General features: G+C 62.8%; 10 protein-coding genes. 4 read left to right on the top strand and 6 right to left on the bottom strand.

Going from position 1 to position 18,191, the window contains the following annotated elements; translation table 11 throughout:
- Positions 1-110: 110 nt before the first annotated feature.
- From ISS99_RS22210 to ISS99_RS22195, 4 genes are all read left to right on the top strand, one after another.
- Entirely contained in the window at positions 111-1,196 is a 1,086-nt protein-coding gene (locus ISS99_RS22210) for a sensor histidine kinase (protein ID WP_204633769.1), read from the top strand.
- Complete coding sequence (locus ISS99_RS22205; protein ID WP_204633768.1) at positions 1,193-1,942, top strand: LytR/AlgR family response regulator transcription factor; 750 nt, start codon at positions 1,193-1,195, stop codon at positions 1,940-1,942. The genes ISS99_RS22210 and ISS99_RS22205 overlap by 4 nt, the downstream gene beginning before the upstream one ends.
- Before the next feature lie 122 nt (positions 1,943-2,064).
- Positions 2,065-3,384 (top strand): ABC transporter permease, encoded by a 1,320-nt coding sequence (locus ISS99_RS22200; RefSeq protein WP_204633767.1) that lies wholly within the window; start codon positions 2,065-2,067, stop codon positions 3,382-3,384.
- 4 nt (positions 3,385-3,388) lie between these two features.
- Positions 3,389-4,618 carry an ABC transporter permease gene (locus ISS99_RS22195; protein ID WP_204633766.1) on the top strand — a complete coding sequence of 410 codons (1,230 nt, stop codon included), beginning with the start codon at positions 3,389-3,391 and terminating at the stop codon, positions 4,616-4,618.
- 21 nt (positions 4,619-4,639) lie between these two features.
- Here ISS99_RS22195 and ISS99_RS22190 read toward each other — a convergent pair whose 3' ends face one another.
- The 6 genes from ISS99_RS22190 to ISS99_RS22165 all read right to left on the bottom strand — a co-directional run bounded on the left by ISS99_RS22190 (position 4,640) and on the right by ISS99_RS22165 (position 17,782).
- Positions 4,640-5,221, bottom strand: coding sequence for a DUF3501 family protein (locus ISS99_RS22190; RefSeq protein WP_204633765.1), 582 nt, complete (start codon positions 5,219-5,221; stop codon positions 4,640-4,642).
- A gap of 21 nt (positions 5,222-5,242) precedes the next feature.
- On the bottom strand, positions 5,243-6,586 hold the full coding sequence (locus ISS99_RS22185) for a heterodisulfide reductase-related iron-sulfur binding cluster (protein ID WP_204633764.1): 1,344 nt from the start codon (positions 6,584-6,586) through the stop codon (positions 5,243-5,245).
- A 118-nt stretch (positions 6,587-6,704) separates the two neighbouring features.
- Positions 6,705-7,124, bottom strand: a complete 420-nt coding sequence (locus ISS99_RS22180; RefSeq protein ID WP_204633763.1) for a rubrerythrin family protein — start codon at positions 7,122-7,124, stop codon at positions 6,705-6,707.
- Positions 7,125-7,272: 148 nt separating this feature from the next.
- The gene (oxyR, locus tag ISS99_RS22175) at positions 7,273-8,220 is read right to left on the bottom strand and encodes a DNA-binding transcriptional regulator OxyR (RefSeq protein WP_204633762.1); all 948 of its coding nucleotides are present in this window, start codon (positions 8,218-8,220) and stop codon (positions 7,273-7,275) included.
- Positions 8,221-8,338: 118 nt separating this feature from the next.
- A complete protein-coding gene (locus tag ISS99_RS22170) occupies positions 8,339-10,306 on the bottom strand; it encodes a S8 family peptidase (protein ID WP_204633761.1) in 1,968 nt (655 codons plus the stop codon).
- Between the two features lie 147 nt (positions 10,307-10,453).
- Positions 10,454-17,782 carry an ESPR-type extended signal peptide-containing protein gene (locus ISS99_RS22165; protein ID WP_204633760.1) on the bottom strand — a complete coding sequence of 2,443 codons (7,329 nt, stop codon included), beginning with the start codon at positions 17,780-17,782 and terminating at the stop codon, positions 10,454-10,456.
- Positions 17,783-18,191 lie beyond the last annotated feature (409 nt).

The following is an 18,191-nucleotide window of genomic DNA, read 5'->3' as shown; positions in this document are numbered from 1 at the left end:
GTAAGCGGTAGCCATGCTTTTTCCGCACGGAAGAGGGCTCCGGTCGCACCCAAGGATTGCTACAGTTCGTACACTGGCGGCAGCGTACGCCGCGTCAGGTCTTTGCCGTGATGACTCCATCCACCTACGCAGCCAAGTGGAAAACCGTCGGCCTTGCCGTCGCGTTCTGGACGATGCTGGCGTTGTCGTATGCGGCCAGTTCGGTGTTCGGTTCGATCAGCGAAGGGCACCCGATGCCTTGGTTTCGCGCACTGTCCTGGAATTTCTCCGACTTTTATTTGTGGATGCTGCTGACGCCGCTGGTGGCGTGGCTGGGAAGATTGGGGGCGCAGAACTGGCGACGGTTCTGGTTGCTGCATCTACCCGCGAGCGTCGTGCTGGCCGTGGCGCAGAGCGTGGCGATGCTGTTGATTTTTTGGGCGTTGTGCGGGCCCAATCCGAGAGGGCACGTCTATACGTTTGCCGACCTGCTGCGCAATGAGGGCATCTACAAATGCCACCTCGCTCTGCTGACTTACTGGTTGATGCTGGTGGTGTTACGCGGCATGGCTTCGCGCCATTCGCTGAAAGACGAGCGCCTGCGCAATGCGCATCTGGAAACGCAGCTGGCGCAATCGCAACTGCAGGTCTTGCGCATGCAGTTGCAGCCGCATTTTCTGTTCAACACGCTTAACGCTATCTCGGCGCTGGCGCTGGCCGATCCGCCGCAGGCGAAGCTGATGATCGTGCGCTTGAGCGATTTTCTGCGCCTCACCTTGGAAGAACATCACACGCAGCAAGTGACGCTGTCGCGCGAGGTACAGTTTCTGGAAGCTTACCTGGGCATCCAGAAAGTGCGTTTTCAGGATCGCCTGGTGACGCATCTTGATGTCGGCGACACCGGCAATGCCATGGTGCCTAGCCTGATCCTGCAGCCGCTGGTGGAGAATGCGCTGCGCCACGGATTGTTGGCGAAAACCGGCGGCGGCGAATTACGCATCCTGGCGCGCCGGATCGAAGGCAATCTGCACGTGCAGGTGGAGGACGACGGCCTGGGCTTGCCGGTGACCGGACCGAAGGAAGGCGTGGGCCTCAGCAATACGCGCGCCCGCCTGCGTGCGATGTTTGGCGAAGCGGCAAGCGTGGTTCTTTGCAGCCGCCAGAGCGGAGGTACCCGGGTGGAGCTGTGCTTTCCCTTCGTGGAGTGCAGGCCGTGAACGCTCCGCGCTTGCGCGCCTTGCTGGTGGATGACGAAATGCTTGCACGCCTGGCGGTGCGGCAGGCGCTGGCGACGCACGCGGATATCGAAGTGGTGGGCGAGTGCGGCAACGTGCACGAGGCGAAGCAGGCCATGGTGGCGCTGGCGCCGGACTTGCTGTTCCTGGATATCCAGATGCCGGGCGGCGACGGCTTCCGGCTTTTGCGCGACGCGCATCCGGCCGATTCGCTGCCGCTGGTGGTATTTACCACCGCGTTTGCCGAGCATGCGCTGCGGGCCTTCGACGCCAACGCCATCGACTACGTGCTCAAGCCGATCGACCAGGTGCGCTTCGACCAGGCCATGGACCGGGTCAAGAAACATTGGCGCGGACTGCAGGCACAGCAGCGGCCGGCCGAGACGAACGGGGGATACCTCAAGCGCATCAGCGTGCAAGTGGCCGAGCACAGCACCTTGATCGCGGTGGGCGATATCGACTGGATCCGCGCCGACGACAACTATGTGCGGATTCACGTGGGCAGTCACACTTATCTGCATCGCGAAACGCTGCGGCGCCTGAGCGAATCGCTGGACCCCAATCACTTCCTGCGCATCCATCGCAGCATCGTGGTCAACATCGACCGCATCCGCGAAGTGCACACGCTGTTCCAGGGCCACGCCGAAGTGGTGCTGCACGACGGCACCCGGCTGGACATGAGCCGCCGCTTTCGCGGTGCAGCGCGCGCAGCGCTGGGGCTGCGTTGACCGTTCGCCACGCGTAAACCACCGTTCACCGCGCGGCTCGGCCGATCGTCACAAAGGCAGTGCCGCGCTGCGCATGGCATCGCAAGGTAGCTCCCGGGCTTGGCGGTGACGAGGAACGCGGGATGATTGCGTATTACGTGCAGATTGCCTTGCTGGGTTTCCGGCGCAGTCCGGGACTGGCCGTGCTGATGATCGTGATCATGGGTGTGGGTGTGGCCGCATCGATGACCACCTACGCCGTGTTTCGCGCGGTATCGGGCAACCCGTTGCCGGACCGGTCGGCGCAGCTGTTCGTGCCGCAGATCGACAGCCTGGGACCGCAGCGCGGTACGCCCGGCAACAAGATTCCCGATGAGCTTACCTACGCCGACGCGATGGCGTTGATGCGTGCACGTGCAGCCCAGCGCCAAACGGCGATCTATCCGATCGCCGACACCATCGTGCCGCACGATGACGCGCATCGTGCGTTTGCGGCGAACGGCTATGCCGCCTATGCCGATTTTTTTCCGATGTTCGAAGTGCCGTTCCTGTTTGGCCATGGCTGGAGCGATAGCGAGGATAGCGCCCGCGCCAACGTGATCGCGATCAGCCGTCGGCTCAACAATGTTCTTTTTGGCGGAACCAATAGCGTGGGCCGGATGGTCGAACTGCATGGACGCGATTACCGCATCGTCGGCGTGGTCGATGGGTGGAATCCGCAGCCGCGCTTTTACGACGTCAGCAACGGCTTCGGCTTCGCCGATGAGCCGGATTTTTATCTGCCGTTTACGCGGGCGGTCGACCAGCACCTGGATACCAACGGCAACAATGCCTGTTCTGGTTCCACCAAGGCGGTTGCGCCCGGTTGGGACGGATGGCTGCATTCGGAATGCGTCTGGGTTTCCCTGTGGGTGCAACTGCCGGATGCGAAAGCCGTCAGCGGCTACGGGCAATTTCTGCGGGGCTATGCAGACCAGCAGCAGCGCAGCGGGCGCTTCCATTGGTCGCCGCAGGTGCGCCTGTCCGATCTGATGACCTGGCTCGATTACGAAGGGGTAGTGCCGCCGGAGACCTGGATGTCGCTGCTGGTGGCGGTCGGCTTTCTGGTGGTGTGCCTGGTCAATACGGTGGGCTTGCTGCTGGCGAGAATCATGCGGCGTGCCGGTGAAATCGGCGTGCGCCGTGCGCTAGGTGCATCGCGCGGCGACATCTGCGGGCAGTTTCTTGCCGAAGCGGCCCTGGTTGGCATGGGCGGCGGCGTATGCGGGCTCGCGCTGACCGGTCTGGGCATGCTCGGCACCGATTTGCTGTTCGACCCGGCGATTGCACGGCTGGCCCGTATCGACGCGCGGCTGGTCGCCATGACCTTGCTGCTGGCGGTAGCGGCCACTGTCATCGCAGGCATTTATCCGGCGTTGCGCGCTGCGCGCGTGCAGCCTTCGTGGCAACTGAAATCGCAGTGAGGGCATGACCATGCGAGTCCATCCCATTCTCGCCGCACTGCGGCAGCACAAAGCCGGTACTGCGCTGATCGTGTTGCAGATCGCGCTGACGCTCGCCATCACCTGCAACGCGCTGTTCGTCATCCACCAGCGTGTTGCGCGCCTGTCCCGCCCCAGCGGCGTGGACGAGGACAATGTGATGGTGATCCAGAATCAATGGGTGGGCGATGCCGACGCGAAGCAGCGGTCGGCAATGATCGCGGCGGACCTGGAGACCTTGCGCCGCGTAGCGGGTGTCGTTGATGCCTTTTCCACCAATGCCTTGCCCTTGAGTTCGGGCGGCTGGTCCAAAGGCGTGCGCTATACGATGGATCAGGTTACCGCGACCTCGCCCACGGCGATCTATTTTGCCGACGATCACGCGCTATCGACACTTGGCCTGCACCTCGTGGCCGGGCGCAATTTCACCGCGGAGGAAATCGGCCAGGTTGGCGCGCGCGACAGTTTGCTGGCGCGTGAAGTCATCATTACCCAGGCACTGGCCGACAAGCTGTTTCCGAACGGTGCTGCGGTAGGCAAGACCATCTGCCTGGGCAGTGCCCCACCCAGCGTGATCATCGGTGTGGTGGATCGCCTGCAGACCTGGATCGACAGCTATACCGAAACCTGGGTCGAGCGCTCCACCCTGGTGCCGTTTCGCCTGCTCGCCAGCAACAGCATCTACGTCGTGCGCGTGCAGCCGGGACGGATGGCGGGCGTGCTGCGCGATGCACCCAAGGCGCTCGTGGCGGCCAATCCCTTGCGGGCGATCGGTGCGAAGGACGTGGAAACCTTCGCGCAACTGCGCGCCGACGTCTATCGCAGCGATCACGGCATGGCCGTGATGATGGGGGTGATCTGCCTGGTATTGCTGGCAACGACGGCGGCGGGCATCGTCGGCCTCACCAGTTTCTGGGTGGGGCAACGGCGGCGGCACATCGGCGTGCGTCGTGCGCTGGGTGCCACGCGGCGAGACATCTTCAACTACTTCTGCACGGAGAATTTGTTTATCAGCGTTGCCGGCGCCGCGATCGGAACGTGTCTGGCGGTCGGCCTCAACCTGCTGCTGGTGGATCGCTTCGAAACGGGGCGCTTGTCGCTGGGCTACGTGCTCGTGGGTGTCGCGGTGCTATTGGTGCTGGGGCAACTTGCGGTGCTGGTGCCTGCCTTGCGCGCTTCGCGCCTGTCGCCGGTGGAGGCGACGCGTTTGCGCTGATCCGTTCGTGTGCAAGAAGGATCAGGCAAAATCGGCCGACAAAGCGGTTTGCAGCGAAAGGGGCAGAACGGCCTGTTCGCGCATCGCCGGCAGCGTCGACGCAAGTTTTACCGCTGCGCCGGCTTTCCAGTCCGCGATCATCGCTTCGTCCAGTTCGAAGCGAAGGAAATGCACAGCGGCGGTCTTTTCCTCGGTGCTGCGATCCATGTCTTCGTCCGCCACCGCCGTGACGGCTGCGTGACCGGAGACCGTGAGCGCGATGTGATGCTCGATGCCGACCAGTCGGGCCAGTTCGCGCCGACGCTGTTCCACCTCGGGATATTCCACGAACAACGTGGCCTTGAGGTTGGCGCCATCGGGGATCAGCGGATTGTAGGCTTCGAGTTCGTCGGCAATGCCGGCTGCTTCGAAGATGCGCTCCACGCGCAGCATTTCCTGGATCTGGTAGTGGATGGTCAGGCGATCTTCGAAGATCAGCTTGAGATGTTGGCCAAGGTGCATGCTGCGGGTTTTCTTGTGCGCGATGACGCGGGAACGGAACGCTTCGCGTTCGGTCGCATAGGTTTCGAGCGAGAGAAGGTCGTGGCGTTGCAGTTTATTCATGGCTTGAAGGTCTTTGTCCGATCAGATGGCGTAGGCTTTGCGCAGCAGGCTCAGCGGATGTTCCGCCTCCGGCTTGTCGCCCAGGCCGTGCGCGATGTGGCTGCCGGCCATCGGGCAGTCGCTGGTGAAGTGGTCGGCTTCGGCCTGCGCAACGCGGCTCTCCACCGGTTTGGCCAGCTTGCGCGACAGCGCGTAGGTTTTGTGTTTGACGCCGTAAGTGCCGTCGTGGCCCGAGCAGCGTTCGATCGTGGTGACTTCGGCGTCCGGCACCAGTTGCAGGATGTCGCGCGTCTTGGGGCCGATTTTCTGCACGCGCTGATGGCAGGGGACTTGCCAGGCGACTTTGCCGAGCGATTGCTTGAAGTCGGTGCGCAGCAGGCCGGCCTTGTGCCGGTCGGCCAGATATTCGAAGGGGTCGAAGAAGTGGTCGCGCACCAGGGCGACATCGGCGTCGTCGGGGAACATCAGCGGCAGTTCCTGCTTGAACATCAATACGCAGGAAGGAATTGCCGCGGTGAAATCCCAGCCTTCGCGTGCCATCTTGGCCAGTACCGGAATGTTGCGTTCCTTGTACTTGCGCACGGTGTCGAGGTCGCCCAGCTCGAACTTCGGCATACCGCAGCAGCTTTCGCTCTCCACCATGCGAACCGGAATGGCGTTGTGCGCCAGCACGGCGGCAAGATCCTCCACCACACCAGGCTCGGAGTGATCGCAGTAGCAGGTGGCGAAGATCGCCACTTTGCCGCGCGTACGCCCGGCCGGCTTGGCCTCGCCGCTGCCGTCCAGCTTGCGCAGGCGTTTGCGCGCGGTAGGCACGTGGTAGGTCGGCACGCGCGCTTGCGCGTCGACATCCATGGTTTTTTCCAGCAGCTTGCGCGCGGTTTTGTTTTTGTTGGCAGCGTTGATGGTTTGCACGACCACCGGGATGGAGGCCAACTTGCCGACGGCGCGCGTATTGGAAAGCACACGTGCGGACAGCGGTGCGCCGTGTTCGCGAAATTCGACCGCCTTGGCGCGCAGCATCAGGTGCGGGAAATCCACGTTCCACGGATGCGGCGGCACATACGGGCATTTGGTGAGGTAGCACAGGTCGCACAGATAGCATTGCTCAACGACCTTGTTGTAATCGCTTTTCGCGACGCCGTCGATTTCCATCGAACTGGAGGCGTCGATCAGGTCGAACAGAGTGGGGAAGGCGTGGCACAGGCTGACGCAGCGGCGGCAGCCGTGGCAGATGTTGAACACGCGTTCCAGTTCGCTGTCGAGCGCCTGGCGATCCCAGAACTCGGCTTGCGTCCACTCCAGCGGATGGCGGGTTGGTGCGTCGAGGCTGCCCTCGCGCGAACCCGTGATCGGCTCGGCCATGCTCGTTCCTCCTGGCTAGGCGTTACGTGCAACACGCATCGCTCCGGCGGTTCTTCAGCGATGAAGGATCACCAAAGCAAACCGGCGGTCTCTTTGCAAAGGCCGCCGGGATGGGTTGTCAGGCAAGTTCGTTGAGCGCTTTCTGGAATCGATTGGCGTGCGAGCGCTCGGCCTTGGCGAGCGTTTCGAACCAGTCGGCGACTTCCTCGAAACCTTCGTCGCGCGCCGTCTTGGCCATGCCCGGATACATGTCGGTGTACTCGTGCGTTTCGCCGGCAATCGCGCTCTTGAGGTTCAGATTGGTGCCACCGAAGGGCAGGCCGGTGGCGGGATCGCCGCACTGTTCGAGATATTCCAGGTGGCCGTGGGCGTGGCCGGTCTCGCCTTCGGCGGTGGAACGGAACACCGTCGATACGTCGTTGTAGCCTTCCACGTCGGCCTTGGAAGCGAAATAAAGATAGCGACGGTTGGCCATCGATTCGCCGGCGAACGCGTCTTTCAGGTTCTGCTCCGTCTTGGAGCCTTTCAGCTTGCTCATGACATCACACCTCGTGGCGTTGGGCTGGAGAGGGAATGCAGAGGCGGCCGCATCCGGCCGTGTCCGCCGAGCGTAGCGCAGCGCAGGCAAGTTATGAAATTGATTGTTCTTATGAAGGCGATTGACTAAAGCTATGGCGCAATTGCCATCACGCCGAGCGTCGGCGCTTGGCCGTACTTGCGCTGGCGGAGCTGTGCGGATCGAGCAAATCGCGCGGCAATGTCTTGAATACGTCGGCAAGTTGTTTGAGGAAAGCGCCCATCGCGGAGCTCTTGCGCCACACCATGGCGATCCGGCGGCTCGGCGCATGCCCGCTGAATTCGACCAACTGCAAGTTCGGCGCCTGCGCTACCGGCGGTTTCACCGCGAGCGTCGGCAGCAAGGTGATGCCCACGTTGGCAGCGACCATCTGGCGCAGCGTCTCCAGGCTGGTGGCGCGGAAGCCGCTCTTTTCGCCGGCGCCGGCCATGTGGCAGACCTCCAGCGCCTGATCGCGCAGGCAATGGCCGTCCTCCAGCAACAGCAGGCTCTGGTCGGAGAGATCGTTGAGCTTCAGTTGCGGGCGCTTGGCCAACGGATGGGACTGCGGCACGGCGAGCAGAAAGGGCTCTTCGAACAAAAACTCCGCATGCAGATTGTCGTCGTGCAGCGGCAAGGCGAGCACGGCGGCATCCAATTTACCCTCGCGCAGACGATGCAGCAGGACTTCGGTTTTTTCCTCGACCAGCAGCAGTTCCAGGCGCGGAAAGCGTTCGTGCACCATCGGCACTACGTGCGGCAGCAGATAGGGCCCCAGGGTCGGAAAAATGCCCAGCCGCACCGTGCCCGATTCCGGATCCACCGTACGGCGGGCAATGCCCTTGATCTGCTCGATCTCGTTGAGCACTTCGCGAGCGCGCTTGGCAATTTCCTTGCCCACCTCGGTCAGCAGAACCTTGCGCGGCGTGCGTTCCACCAGCGCTACCCCCAGTTCGTCTTCCAGTTTCTTGATCTGGGTCGAAAGGGTGGGTTGGCTGACGAAGGAAGCTTCCGCCGCGCGGCCGAAATGCCGGTGCTCGGCCAACGCTACGAGGTATTGGAGATCGCGTAGGTTCATGGCACTGGATGATAGTCCATATCTATGAATTTATCTCTAGTAATCGATATTTATGATGTCGAAAATTAAAAAAGCCCCGGCTGGAAACCGGGGCTTTCCGCTTCAGGCGAGGCAAATGTCAGGGTGCGTTGTAGGCGGCGAGCATCGACACTTGGTCGAAGCCGATGGAGTTCTTGCCGCTCAGCAGAACGTAGTAGGTGGTCGCCTGCGGCTTGGGAATGACCACGGCCTGATTGCTGCCGGGTTTGGACGAAGTGAAGTCGGCGTTGCCGCCGTCGGCATTGGGCACGGCACCGGCCTTGACGTACAAAGTCAGGTCGCCCGAGCCGCCCATGCTGCGGATGTTCAGCGTGGTGGCTCCCGACGGCACGTTGATCGAGTAGAGGATGCTCGCGCCGTCGTTGGTCGACTGATCGGGCACGATCATGCCGTTGGTCAGCACGATGGAGGTGGGCGGGGGTGTAGTGCCGCCGTCATTGCCAAGCGCGGCGTTGACCGCTGCCGCCGCATCCACGATACCTGCGCCAATCGGGTGATCTTCGGATACCGGGAACGGGCGTGCCGAATCGACCAGCATCTGCTTGATTTGGGCCGGTGTCGGTTCGGTCAGACCTGCGGCTTGCGCGGCACTGAGCATCAGCGCGACCGTGCCTGCTACGTGCGGGGTAGCTTGCGAGGTGCCGGCGTAGCCGCCGTAGTCGGCCGTGGTTGGCGTAGTGGCGCCATCGTTCAGCGCTGACCACACGAAGCCATCATTGACAGGCGTACCGGAGCTACCGTCATTGGGATAGATGCCGCCGCCGGGTGCAGAAAGAGTGACAGTCTGCCCGTAGTTGGAATAGAACGCGCGCTTCTCGGTAATGCCATTGGAGGCCACCGTGATAACGCCCGGGCAACTGGATGGCGTGAAGTTGGCTGCATCCGCACCGCTATTGCCTGCAGCAACCACGACCGTGGTGCCGCGGCTGATGGCCGAGTTGATGGCTGCAGCGGTCACCGCATCGCAGGTACCGCCACCGCCGAGACTCATGTTGATGACTCGCGCGGGATGGGTATTGTCCGGCACGCCATCCACGTGGCCGCCGGACGCCCACACGATCGCATCGGCAATGTCGCTGGTGTCGCCGCCGCAGTGGCCAAGCACGCGCACTGGCAACACCTTCGCTTTGTAGGCCGTGCCGGCCATGCCGACGCCGTTGTCGGTAAGTTCGGCGACGGTGCCGCTTACGTGGGTGCCGTGCCAACTGCTGTCTTCGGGTGGATTGCTGGCGTCCGTGCATTCGCTCAACCACGGTTCCGTAGTGGTCCAGTCGCCGGTATCCCAGCCACCGGGTACGCGGCCGTCCGAATCGCGTCCGGATAAGAACGAATCGGTGATGAAATCGTAGCCTTCGTCCGCCAGCGAGGTGTCGAGATCCGGATGCTCGGTAATGCCGGTGTCGAGCACGACAACCGTGACGCCGCTGCCGTCGGCCAGATCCCAGGCGTTGTTTGTGTTGGCGCCGCCCACCAGGTTCCAGTAATCCCATTGATACTGCTGATAGTACGGGTCGTCAGGCGTGTAGGTTTGAGTGCCTGCACGCTGGACGGCCGCATTGGCCTTTTCCTGCAGGGAAGCAGGTGCCTTGATATCGCGCACGGCCTGCAAGCGGTAGTCGGGCTGCACTGCGAGCACATTTGGATCGGCGGCAATTTGCAGCATCAGCGCGCTGGCTTGTGCTTGATTGAGCTTGCGGGAAGTGCGTACGACATCCGCACCGTTGAAGACTTTTCGCTGGTACGTTGCCGTCAACGGTACCAGCGCAGTACCCGTGGACGACGTCGTCGCACGATTGAGGCCCGCGCGGCCGATGGCGCTGTTGACGTTCTGCACGGCCGCTGCACTGTTGCTGCGTTCACTGCTGCCATCTCGATAAGTGATGATGAAGCGGCTGTAAGTCTGATTGGCCCGCGCCACGGGAAACAGCTTGCTCATCGAAAGCTTGGGTGCCGGCAGCGTTGGCGCATCGGCCGCATGGATGGCCGCGCTAACCAGGGCGATCGCTGCGGCCATGGCACCGATGCGAATGGAGTGGAATGACTTCATGCATGGATCCTTTTAGATGTATACCGGGGCTTTCCGCGTCCCGGAGGAAAGCTGGACAAGCGCGCTTGCCCACTCGTATTGCGTCATCGAACGCGGGAACAAGAAAGGCGCCCTCTCCGGAAAAATCTGTGGAGAGGGCGCAAATCGTCACCAGCCGTAGCTGAAGCCGACCGTGCCGCTGGCTTCGCCACTGCCGGAGACCGAACCGCCGACCAGCATCGAGGCGTTGTTGCCGAGGCGTCGGGAAACACCCACGGCCAGTGCGCCTTCGCCGCCGTAGGTGCCGGCTGCCGCACTGATGTGGTTGTCCGTACCCGGATTAGCGGCAATCGCGCCCGCCATGCCGGCCAAGGCAGCTCCCATCGCGCCGACACTGTTGATGCGCTTATTGACGGTGCGGAAGCGATCGTCCACCGAACTCTTGAAAGCGTTGAAGTCGTCGTTGCTGACCAGGTTCGCCACCTTGGAATCGGTGTATGCATTGGCGCTGCTCAACGTCTGCGCGCTTTGCGAGTCGGCATAGTCCTTGGCTGCCTGGATCGCCTGCTGGGTGTTCTCCGTCATCTGGGTGACGTTGACAGCGTCGGTGCCATTCACACCGGTGGCCACATTGGTGATTTGGCGCTCGTTGCCTGCACTGCCTACCGAAACGGTATTTGCCTGGTCAGCGACGGAGCCTGCACCAATGGCAACCGAATTCGATTCGGTAGCACTGCTGTTTGCGCCGATCGCCGTGGCGTTGCTGGCTGTGCTCGCAACCTGGGCGTTGTCCCCTGCGACTACATTGCCGCCGGTTGCCGCAGGTGCGGCCGTCGTAGCGACGTTGCTCGCAGTCGTGGCAGGTGTTTCCGGTGCGCCCAACGCAACGCCGCTGGCGTTCGGTGTGGAAGCACTGCTGCCATTGACTTGCGATTCAAGCGAGCTCACTCGGCCGCCCAGCGCAGTGACCGCCCCATCCAGTGCAGTGAAGGCATTGCCCACGGTGTTGTAGGTGCCACCCTGGATAGTGAAGGCCGGAGCAGAGAACAGACCATTGGGCCCCATTGCCATGCCGCCGCCGATCGCCGCCGCGGTCGATTGCAACTGATTGACGTTGGCAACGTCGGTGATGGAAGTGCCCGCTGCGACGTTGGTGATCTGCCGCTCGGCACCCTTTCGGCCTACCGATACGGTGTTATCCCGATCGGCCACGCTGCCGTTACCCAGTGCAACGCTGTTGAAGCCATTGGCTGATGCATAGGCTCCCAATGCCAAACTGGCATTGCCCGAGGCATTGGCGCTGAAGCCCAGTGCAGTGCTCTGCGAGGTGGCCGCATTGCTATAAGCACCCAGTGCAACGGCGCCATCGCCGCCCGCCTTGGCATTGGCGCCGCCAGCCAATGACTGGTCGCCGCTGGCTGCCGCATCGTCCGTGCCATCGTTCTTGCCGCCGGCCTTGAAGTAGCGATTGGCAGCGGTGCCAGCCTGAGCCACCTGATTCAACTGCGACACGTTCACCGCATCGGTGTCCTGCGTGCCCGCTGCAACGTTGGTGATCTGGCGCTCGCTGCCCACGTCACCCACCGATACGGTGTTTGCCCGGTCTGCATAAGAGTTCGTACCGATGGCAACGGCATTGTCGGCGATGGACCAGGCCCGATAGCCAAGCGCCACCGATCCGTTGTTATTGGCCAGCGCCTGTCTGCCGATTGCGACTGTGTTGGCGCTTTTGGCAATGGTTTCCTCGCTGCCGATGGCGAGCGAAAAATCGCCGGTGGCATAGGCGCCTGCGCCTATCGCCGTAGACCTCGTTGCGGAGGAGACGGCGCCTACGCCCAAGGCAAGCGATTCCAGACCACTTGAGCGGCTTGCAAAACCCAGTGCAGTGCTGTGAGCGCCGAGTGCTGCAGCGCTCGCGCCAATTGCCGTGCTGTCGGAATCGAGTGCTTGGGCGGCTGCGCCGAAAGCGACAGTGTATTCTCCCGTGGCCGAACTGTTGGAGCCCAGGGCCATTGCGTCCCTGGCGGAAGCTTTGGCCGAATTACCGATGGCAAGAGAATCGACGCCGGTTGCTTGCGCAGACTTGCCGATGGCCGTGGCATAGGCCGAGCTTGCGTACGCAGAGCTACCCACGGCGACGGTGTAGTCGCCATCAGCGATGGCGTCGTCGAGTGTGATCGGACCGTTGTCGCCATTGGCCTTGAAGTACTTCGAGGCCGCTTGGGTGTTCTGTGCCACTTGGTTCAACTGGTTGACGTTCACCGCGTCGGTGCCTTCCGTACCGGCCGCGACGTTGGTGATCTGCCGTTCGTTGCCGGCACTGCCGACCGACACGCTGTTGGCACGGTCGGCAAGGGATTGCGCGCCGAGTGCTACCGAGTTCTGTGCAAGGGCGTAACTGTTGGCGCCCAGCGCCATGGCGTTTACGCCCAGGCTGGTTGCGTTGGCGCCGAGGGCGAGGCCGTAGTCGGCGTAGGCGCCGCTATTGGCACCCAGCGCGATGGAGTAGGCGCCGAGCGCATTGCTGTCCGAGCCAAGTGCCACGCTCTTCCAACTGGTGGCCTGAGCTGTATTGCCCATGGCCAGTGAACCTTCGCCTTGCGCACTGGCATTGACGCCAACGGCAATACTGTTCGGTCCGCCTGCAAGGCTCTGAGCGCCGATAGCTATGGCTTTCCAGTTTGCTGCGCTGGCGCTGGACCCCATGGCGACCGAGCCTTCGCCCAGTGCACTGGTGTTGACGCCTACTGCCGTGCTGTTGGCGCTGCTGGCGACACTTTGTGCGCCGATTGCCACCGCTTTCCACGTGGTTGCACTGGATGATTGCCCCAACGCAATGGAGCCTTCGCCCAGTGCGCTGGAACGCATGCCGATGGCCGTGCTGTTGACGCCGGATGCGTTGCTGGACATGCCCATGGCGGTGCTTGCCCAGCCCTTGGCCTGACTTTGGTCGCCAGTCGCGACGCTATAGTCGCCGCTGGCCTTGGCATTCGATCCGGCGGCCACCGAGCGCTTGCCGCTGGCGATGGCATCGTCGGTGCCGTCCTCCCGGCCGGCTGCCTTGAAGTACGGAGATGCTTGCGCGGTGTTGTCCGCGATCGCCTGGTTCAGCTGATCGACGTTCACCGCATCGGTACCTTCGGTGCCACGGGCAACGTTGCTGATCTGGCGCTCAAGCCCAGGCTGGCCCACCGATACGGTATTGGCGCGTGTCGCAATGGAATTCGCGCCTAGCGCGACGGCGTTGTTTGCGCCGAAGTCGACCAGGCTGGCCTGGCCAATGGCGATACCGTTGACGGCTCTGCTTTCGGCGCTGGTGCCGACGACGGTGCTGCCCGCGGCATTTTTCCAGACCAGGCTGTCAGCGCCGAGCGCCGTTGCATCGTCGGCATACGTTTTGGCATTGCTTCCCACGGCGGTGAAACTGCTGTAGCCCTCGCCGTTGTCTCCCGCAGCGCCGCCGATGGCCGTGGACCTGTCGCCGGTAGCACGTGCACTGTCACCGAACGCAGAGCTGCTCTTGCCGAGTGCAGCAGAATAAGCGCCCACGGACGTAGTGAAGTCGTTTAGTGCTTTTGAATTGACACCAATCGCCGTGCCACCCATTTGATTGGCCGATGCGTTCTCGCCAATGGCAATGCTGCGCACGCCAATGGCCTGGCTGTTGGTACCCATGGCAATCGAAGACCAACTGCTCGATAGCGCGTTGGCACCCAGGGCAATGGCGTTGATGTACGAAGCGTTGGCGGCATTGCCGATGGCCAGCGAGTTGGTGCCGGTGGCCTGCGCTTGCTTGCCGATGGCTGTGGCGTACGCTGCGCCGGCATAAGAGGAGCTGCCTACCGCGATCGCATAGTTGCCTTCGGCAATGGCATCGTCGAGCGTGATGAAGCCATTGTCGCCATTGGCCTTGACGTATTTCGAGGCGTCTTGAGCGTTTTTCGCGACCTCGTTCAACTGGTTGACGTTCACCGCATCGGTACCTTCCGTACCGGCGGCTACGTTGGCGATCTGGCGCGTTGTGCCCGTCGCGTCGTTGCCCACGGATACGACGTTGGCGCGATTGGTGTAGGAGTTTGCGCCCAACGCAACGGAGTTGTCAGCATCGATGGCCGTGGTAGCGTTTGTACCAATGGCCGTCGAATTCGTGCCTACTGCGTAGGAGTTGTAACCCAGTGACGTGGCGTTGTCGCCGGTAGCCCAGCTGGCATATCCCACAGCGGTCGAGTTTTGACTATGAGCGAGGGAGTCGACGCCAATAGATACCGTGTGGTTCCCACTTGCGTCGGCATTTTGTCCCACGGCCGTGCTGGCAAAGCCTTCGCCTTGAGCCCCCATGCCTACAGCGGTGGAGGCGAAGCCCGTTGCGTTGGCGCCGATGCCTACGGAGAGCGAGTAGTCGCCGGTTGCCTGGCTGGCACCGCCGAAAGCTGCGCTGAAAGCACCGGTTGCAGTCGTGCTGTAGCCAACGGCGGTGCTGCCTTGGCCGGCCGTAGAGTCACTACCTACCGCCGTGGCGTAGTCACCGATGGTTTGGCTGTTGTGCCCGATGGCGATGCTGTAGTCACCAAACGCGTTGCTGGCATAGCCACTGGCGATGCTGTATTCGCCAATCGCATTGGCGCCATTGCCGTAAGCGGTCGCGCCAATGCTAGCGGCGTAGCTGCTACCGCCTATAGCAGTGGCATAGTCGCTATCGGCCACGGCCTGGTCGCCCACGGCGATGCTCTGCGTCCCGCCTGCGTAGGAGCTGTTGCCTAGCGCGATACCTTGAGCACCTTCGGCATCGCTGTCTTTGCCGATGGCCATGCTCTGCGGTCCGCTGGCGCGGCTGCCGTATCCCATGGCGATGCCTTCATCGCCAAATACCCAGGCTTGCGGACCAACGGCCACGGCGTTGTCGGGGTAAGCAATGGCGCCTGCACCGATGGCGAGCGTGGAAGCTCCGAGGGCTTGAGCGGAGGTGCCAAGCGCGGTGCTGTTGTTGCTGACGGCGAATGAGCCGCTACCCAGTGCCGTGGCATTGCTCCCGCCAGCAGAAGCATAGGCACCGATTGCCGTGGACGAATCACCCAATGCCCAGGTTTGCGTGCCGAGTGCCGTAGCCTGGTTGTTGGCGGCCCATGCATAGTTGCCGAGCGCCGCGCTGGATGCGCCAATCGCTTGCGCGTAGCTGCCTACGGCCGTGGCGTTATCGGCCGTGGCGAAGCTGTAGGTGCCCGTTGCGGTAGCGACTTTGCCCGTTGCCGTAGCGTGATAGCCGGTAGCGACGCTGCCATCCCCGGAGGCAGTAGAGGTGCTGCCCACCGCGCTGGCGTAATCGCCCGTTGCTTGCGCGTTGGGGCCCACGCCGATGCTTTCGACGCCGGTAACTTGCGAGTTTGCACCGATCGCAACGCTCGCTTCGCCGATGGCTGAAGCATAGGCGCCGTGGGCGATACTGAAATCGCCGTTGGCCGCCGAAGCGGTGCCGGTAGCGGTACTGAATGCACCCGTGGCGCGACTGTACGAACCCGTCGCCATGCTAGCCTCGCCGGCGCTTAGCGCGCTGTTGCCCAGTGCCACGCTGCTGTCGCCGACCGCAGATGCATTGGCACCTACAGCCGTTGCTTCTTCGCCGCGCGCACGGCTCTGCGCACCCATGGCAATGCCGCGATCGCCGGTGGTTCTTGCATTGGCGCCGATGGCAAGCGCTTCTTCTCCGGACGTTTCAGCATTGGCGCCGACGGCAACGCTGCCATAGCTAAGGGCAGAGGCGAATGCACCTTGTGCGACGCTGAAGTCGCCGGACGTATACGCGCCAGCGCCATTGGCGGTGCTGAATTCGCCCGACGCGTAGCTTTGCGAGCCGATGGCCAGGCTATCGGCGCCGGTGGCTCCAGCGCCAAGGCCCAGTGCGGTGGAGCGATCGCCCCAGCCATAGCTGTCCGCTCCAATGGCCGTGCTTTGATTGGCGGAGGCATCGCTGTTCGCGCCGTAGGCGCTGGATTGGTCTCCTGCATGCGCGTTTGCGCCGCTTGCAGTGCCCTGCGCGCCGGCATAACTGTTCGCGCCGATGGCCGTGCTTTGTTCGGCGGTAGCGTCGCTGTTGGCACCATATGCGCTGGACTGGTCGCCAGCAGTGGCGTTAGCACCCGTGGCGGTACCCAGATCCTCGGCGGCGCTGTTCATGCCCAGTGCCGTGGAGAAATTGCTTCCTGCCAGGGAGAATGTGCCCAATGCGGTCGCGCCGTAGCCATAAGCTTGGGCATTGCCGCCCACCGCCGTGGAGGCGTTGCCTTCGGAGATGCTGCCGCTACCCAACGTGGTAGCGAAGGCTCCACGAGCTTCGGCCTGTGCTCCCACCGCCGTGGCGCCAAGCCCTTCGGTAACGGTGTCGGCGCCGATGGCGATATTGCGTTGGCCGTGTGTCGTGCTGTTCTTGCCTACTGCGATACTGCCTTCGCCTTCGGCCACGCTGTAAGCGCCGGTCGCAATGCTGGCCTCGCCGACGCTGGTTGCGCCAAAGCCGCTAGCCACGCTGCCGTCGCCCAGTGCACGCGCCGCACCGCCGGTGGCAGTGGAGCCGGTGCCGATGGCTTCGCTCAGCGCACCCACTGCCGTGGCGGCTTGCTCGGCGTTTGCTGTGGCATGCGCGCCCACTGCGGTGTTGCCGAAACCGTCCGCGTAAGCGGATTGCCCCATCGCTACGGACGAATCGCCGGTGGCGATGCTCGCCTGGCCCACCGCCGTACTGCCGATGCCGGTGGCGTAGGATTCGCTGCCGATAGCCGTTGCCGCGTTGGCGGTTGCGTTGGCATTGGAACCGGCCGCCACGGCATTTTCGCCGGTGACGTCGGCATCGTCGCTGCCATCCTGCTTGCCGCTGGCTTTGAAGTAATGCTGCGCATCGCCGACCGTTTCGGCGAACATATCCAGCTGATGCTTGTTGACCGCGTCGTGACCGTCGACCGCATCGGCTACGTTGGTGATCCGGCGTTCGGCGCCGGCGCTGCCCACCGACATCGTGTTGGCCTGGTCGGCCACGGAACCCTGGCCCACGGCTACGCTGTTGTCAGCCGAGGCAAGGCTGTCCTGGCCCAGCGCCATGCTGGTGTTGCCGGAAGACAATGCATCGTGGCCCACGGCGATGCTGTTTGTGCCGCGTGCCTGCGCGGCGTATCCGATAGCCGCCGCATAGTCGCCGGTTGCAGTGGAGCGATTGCCCAGCGCAGTGGAGTAGTTGCCAGTTGCCGAGGCCAACGCGCCGCATGCGAGTGCATTGGCGGTGGCGAGGGGCTGCATGCCGTCGGCGAAGCTGCCTTCGCAGACGTCGGCGCGAGCCATGGAGGGGAGCAACGCCACGCCGATCAAAGCCGCCAGCGCGCCGCGCAGAAGTGCGCGCGATCCCCTCGGATCGGCGCCTTTGCATACTGCGGCTTTGCCGCTCGCCAGTTCGGAAGCCACCACGATAGCGCCCAGCGCAACGCTCCAAACTTTGCTGTAGATCCTGTTCATTGACTGCTTCCTCTCCGAATGAATGCCCCGCCCGCCTGCACGTGCAAACGAGTGGTTTTGATGTGCGGTGTCTGGGTGAGAGCCACTGCGCTTTGCTTTCCCTGCGCGACGATGCTCGTCACGTGTAACTGATCGATCGCGTTGTGCGCAGGATCGATTTACCAGCGCGGTAATGTCACTCACCGAAACTCACCAAAAATCACGGAAAATCACATTCGCGTGCGTTGCGTCAGACTTTTTTTGCCATCGAAAAAAGCCTTCTTTTGCCGATGCGGCGCCGGAAAGTCGCGCACGACAACGGCTCGCCACGGAAAGTGCCGTGGCGAGCCGATTTTTTCGTATTTGTTCTGGAAGTTTTCCCCTACACGATCGTTTTGAAAAGCTTTATGCCGCTATCAGGCCGATCGGT

The organism is Dyella mobilis (assembly GCF_016904945.1).
Lineage (GTDB): Bacteria > Pseudomonadota > Gammaproteobacteria > Xanthomonadales > Rhodanobacteraceae > Dyella_B > Dyella_B mobilis.
This window is presented reverse-complemented; position numbering and strand designations above follow the sequence as displayed.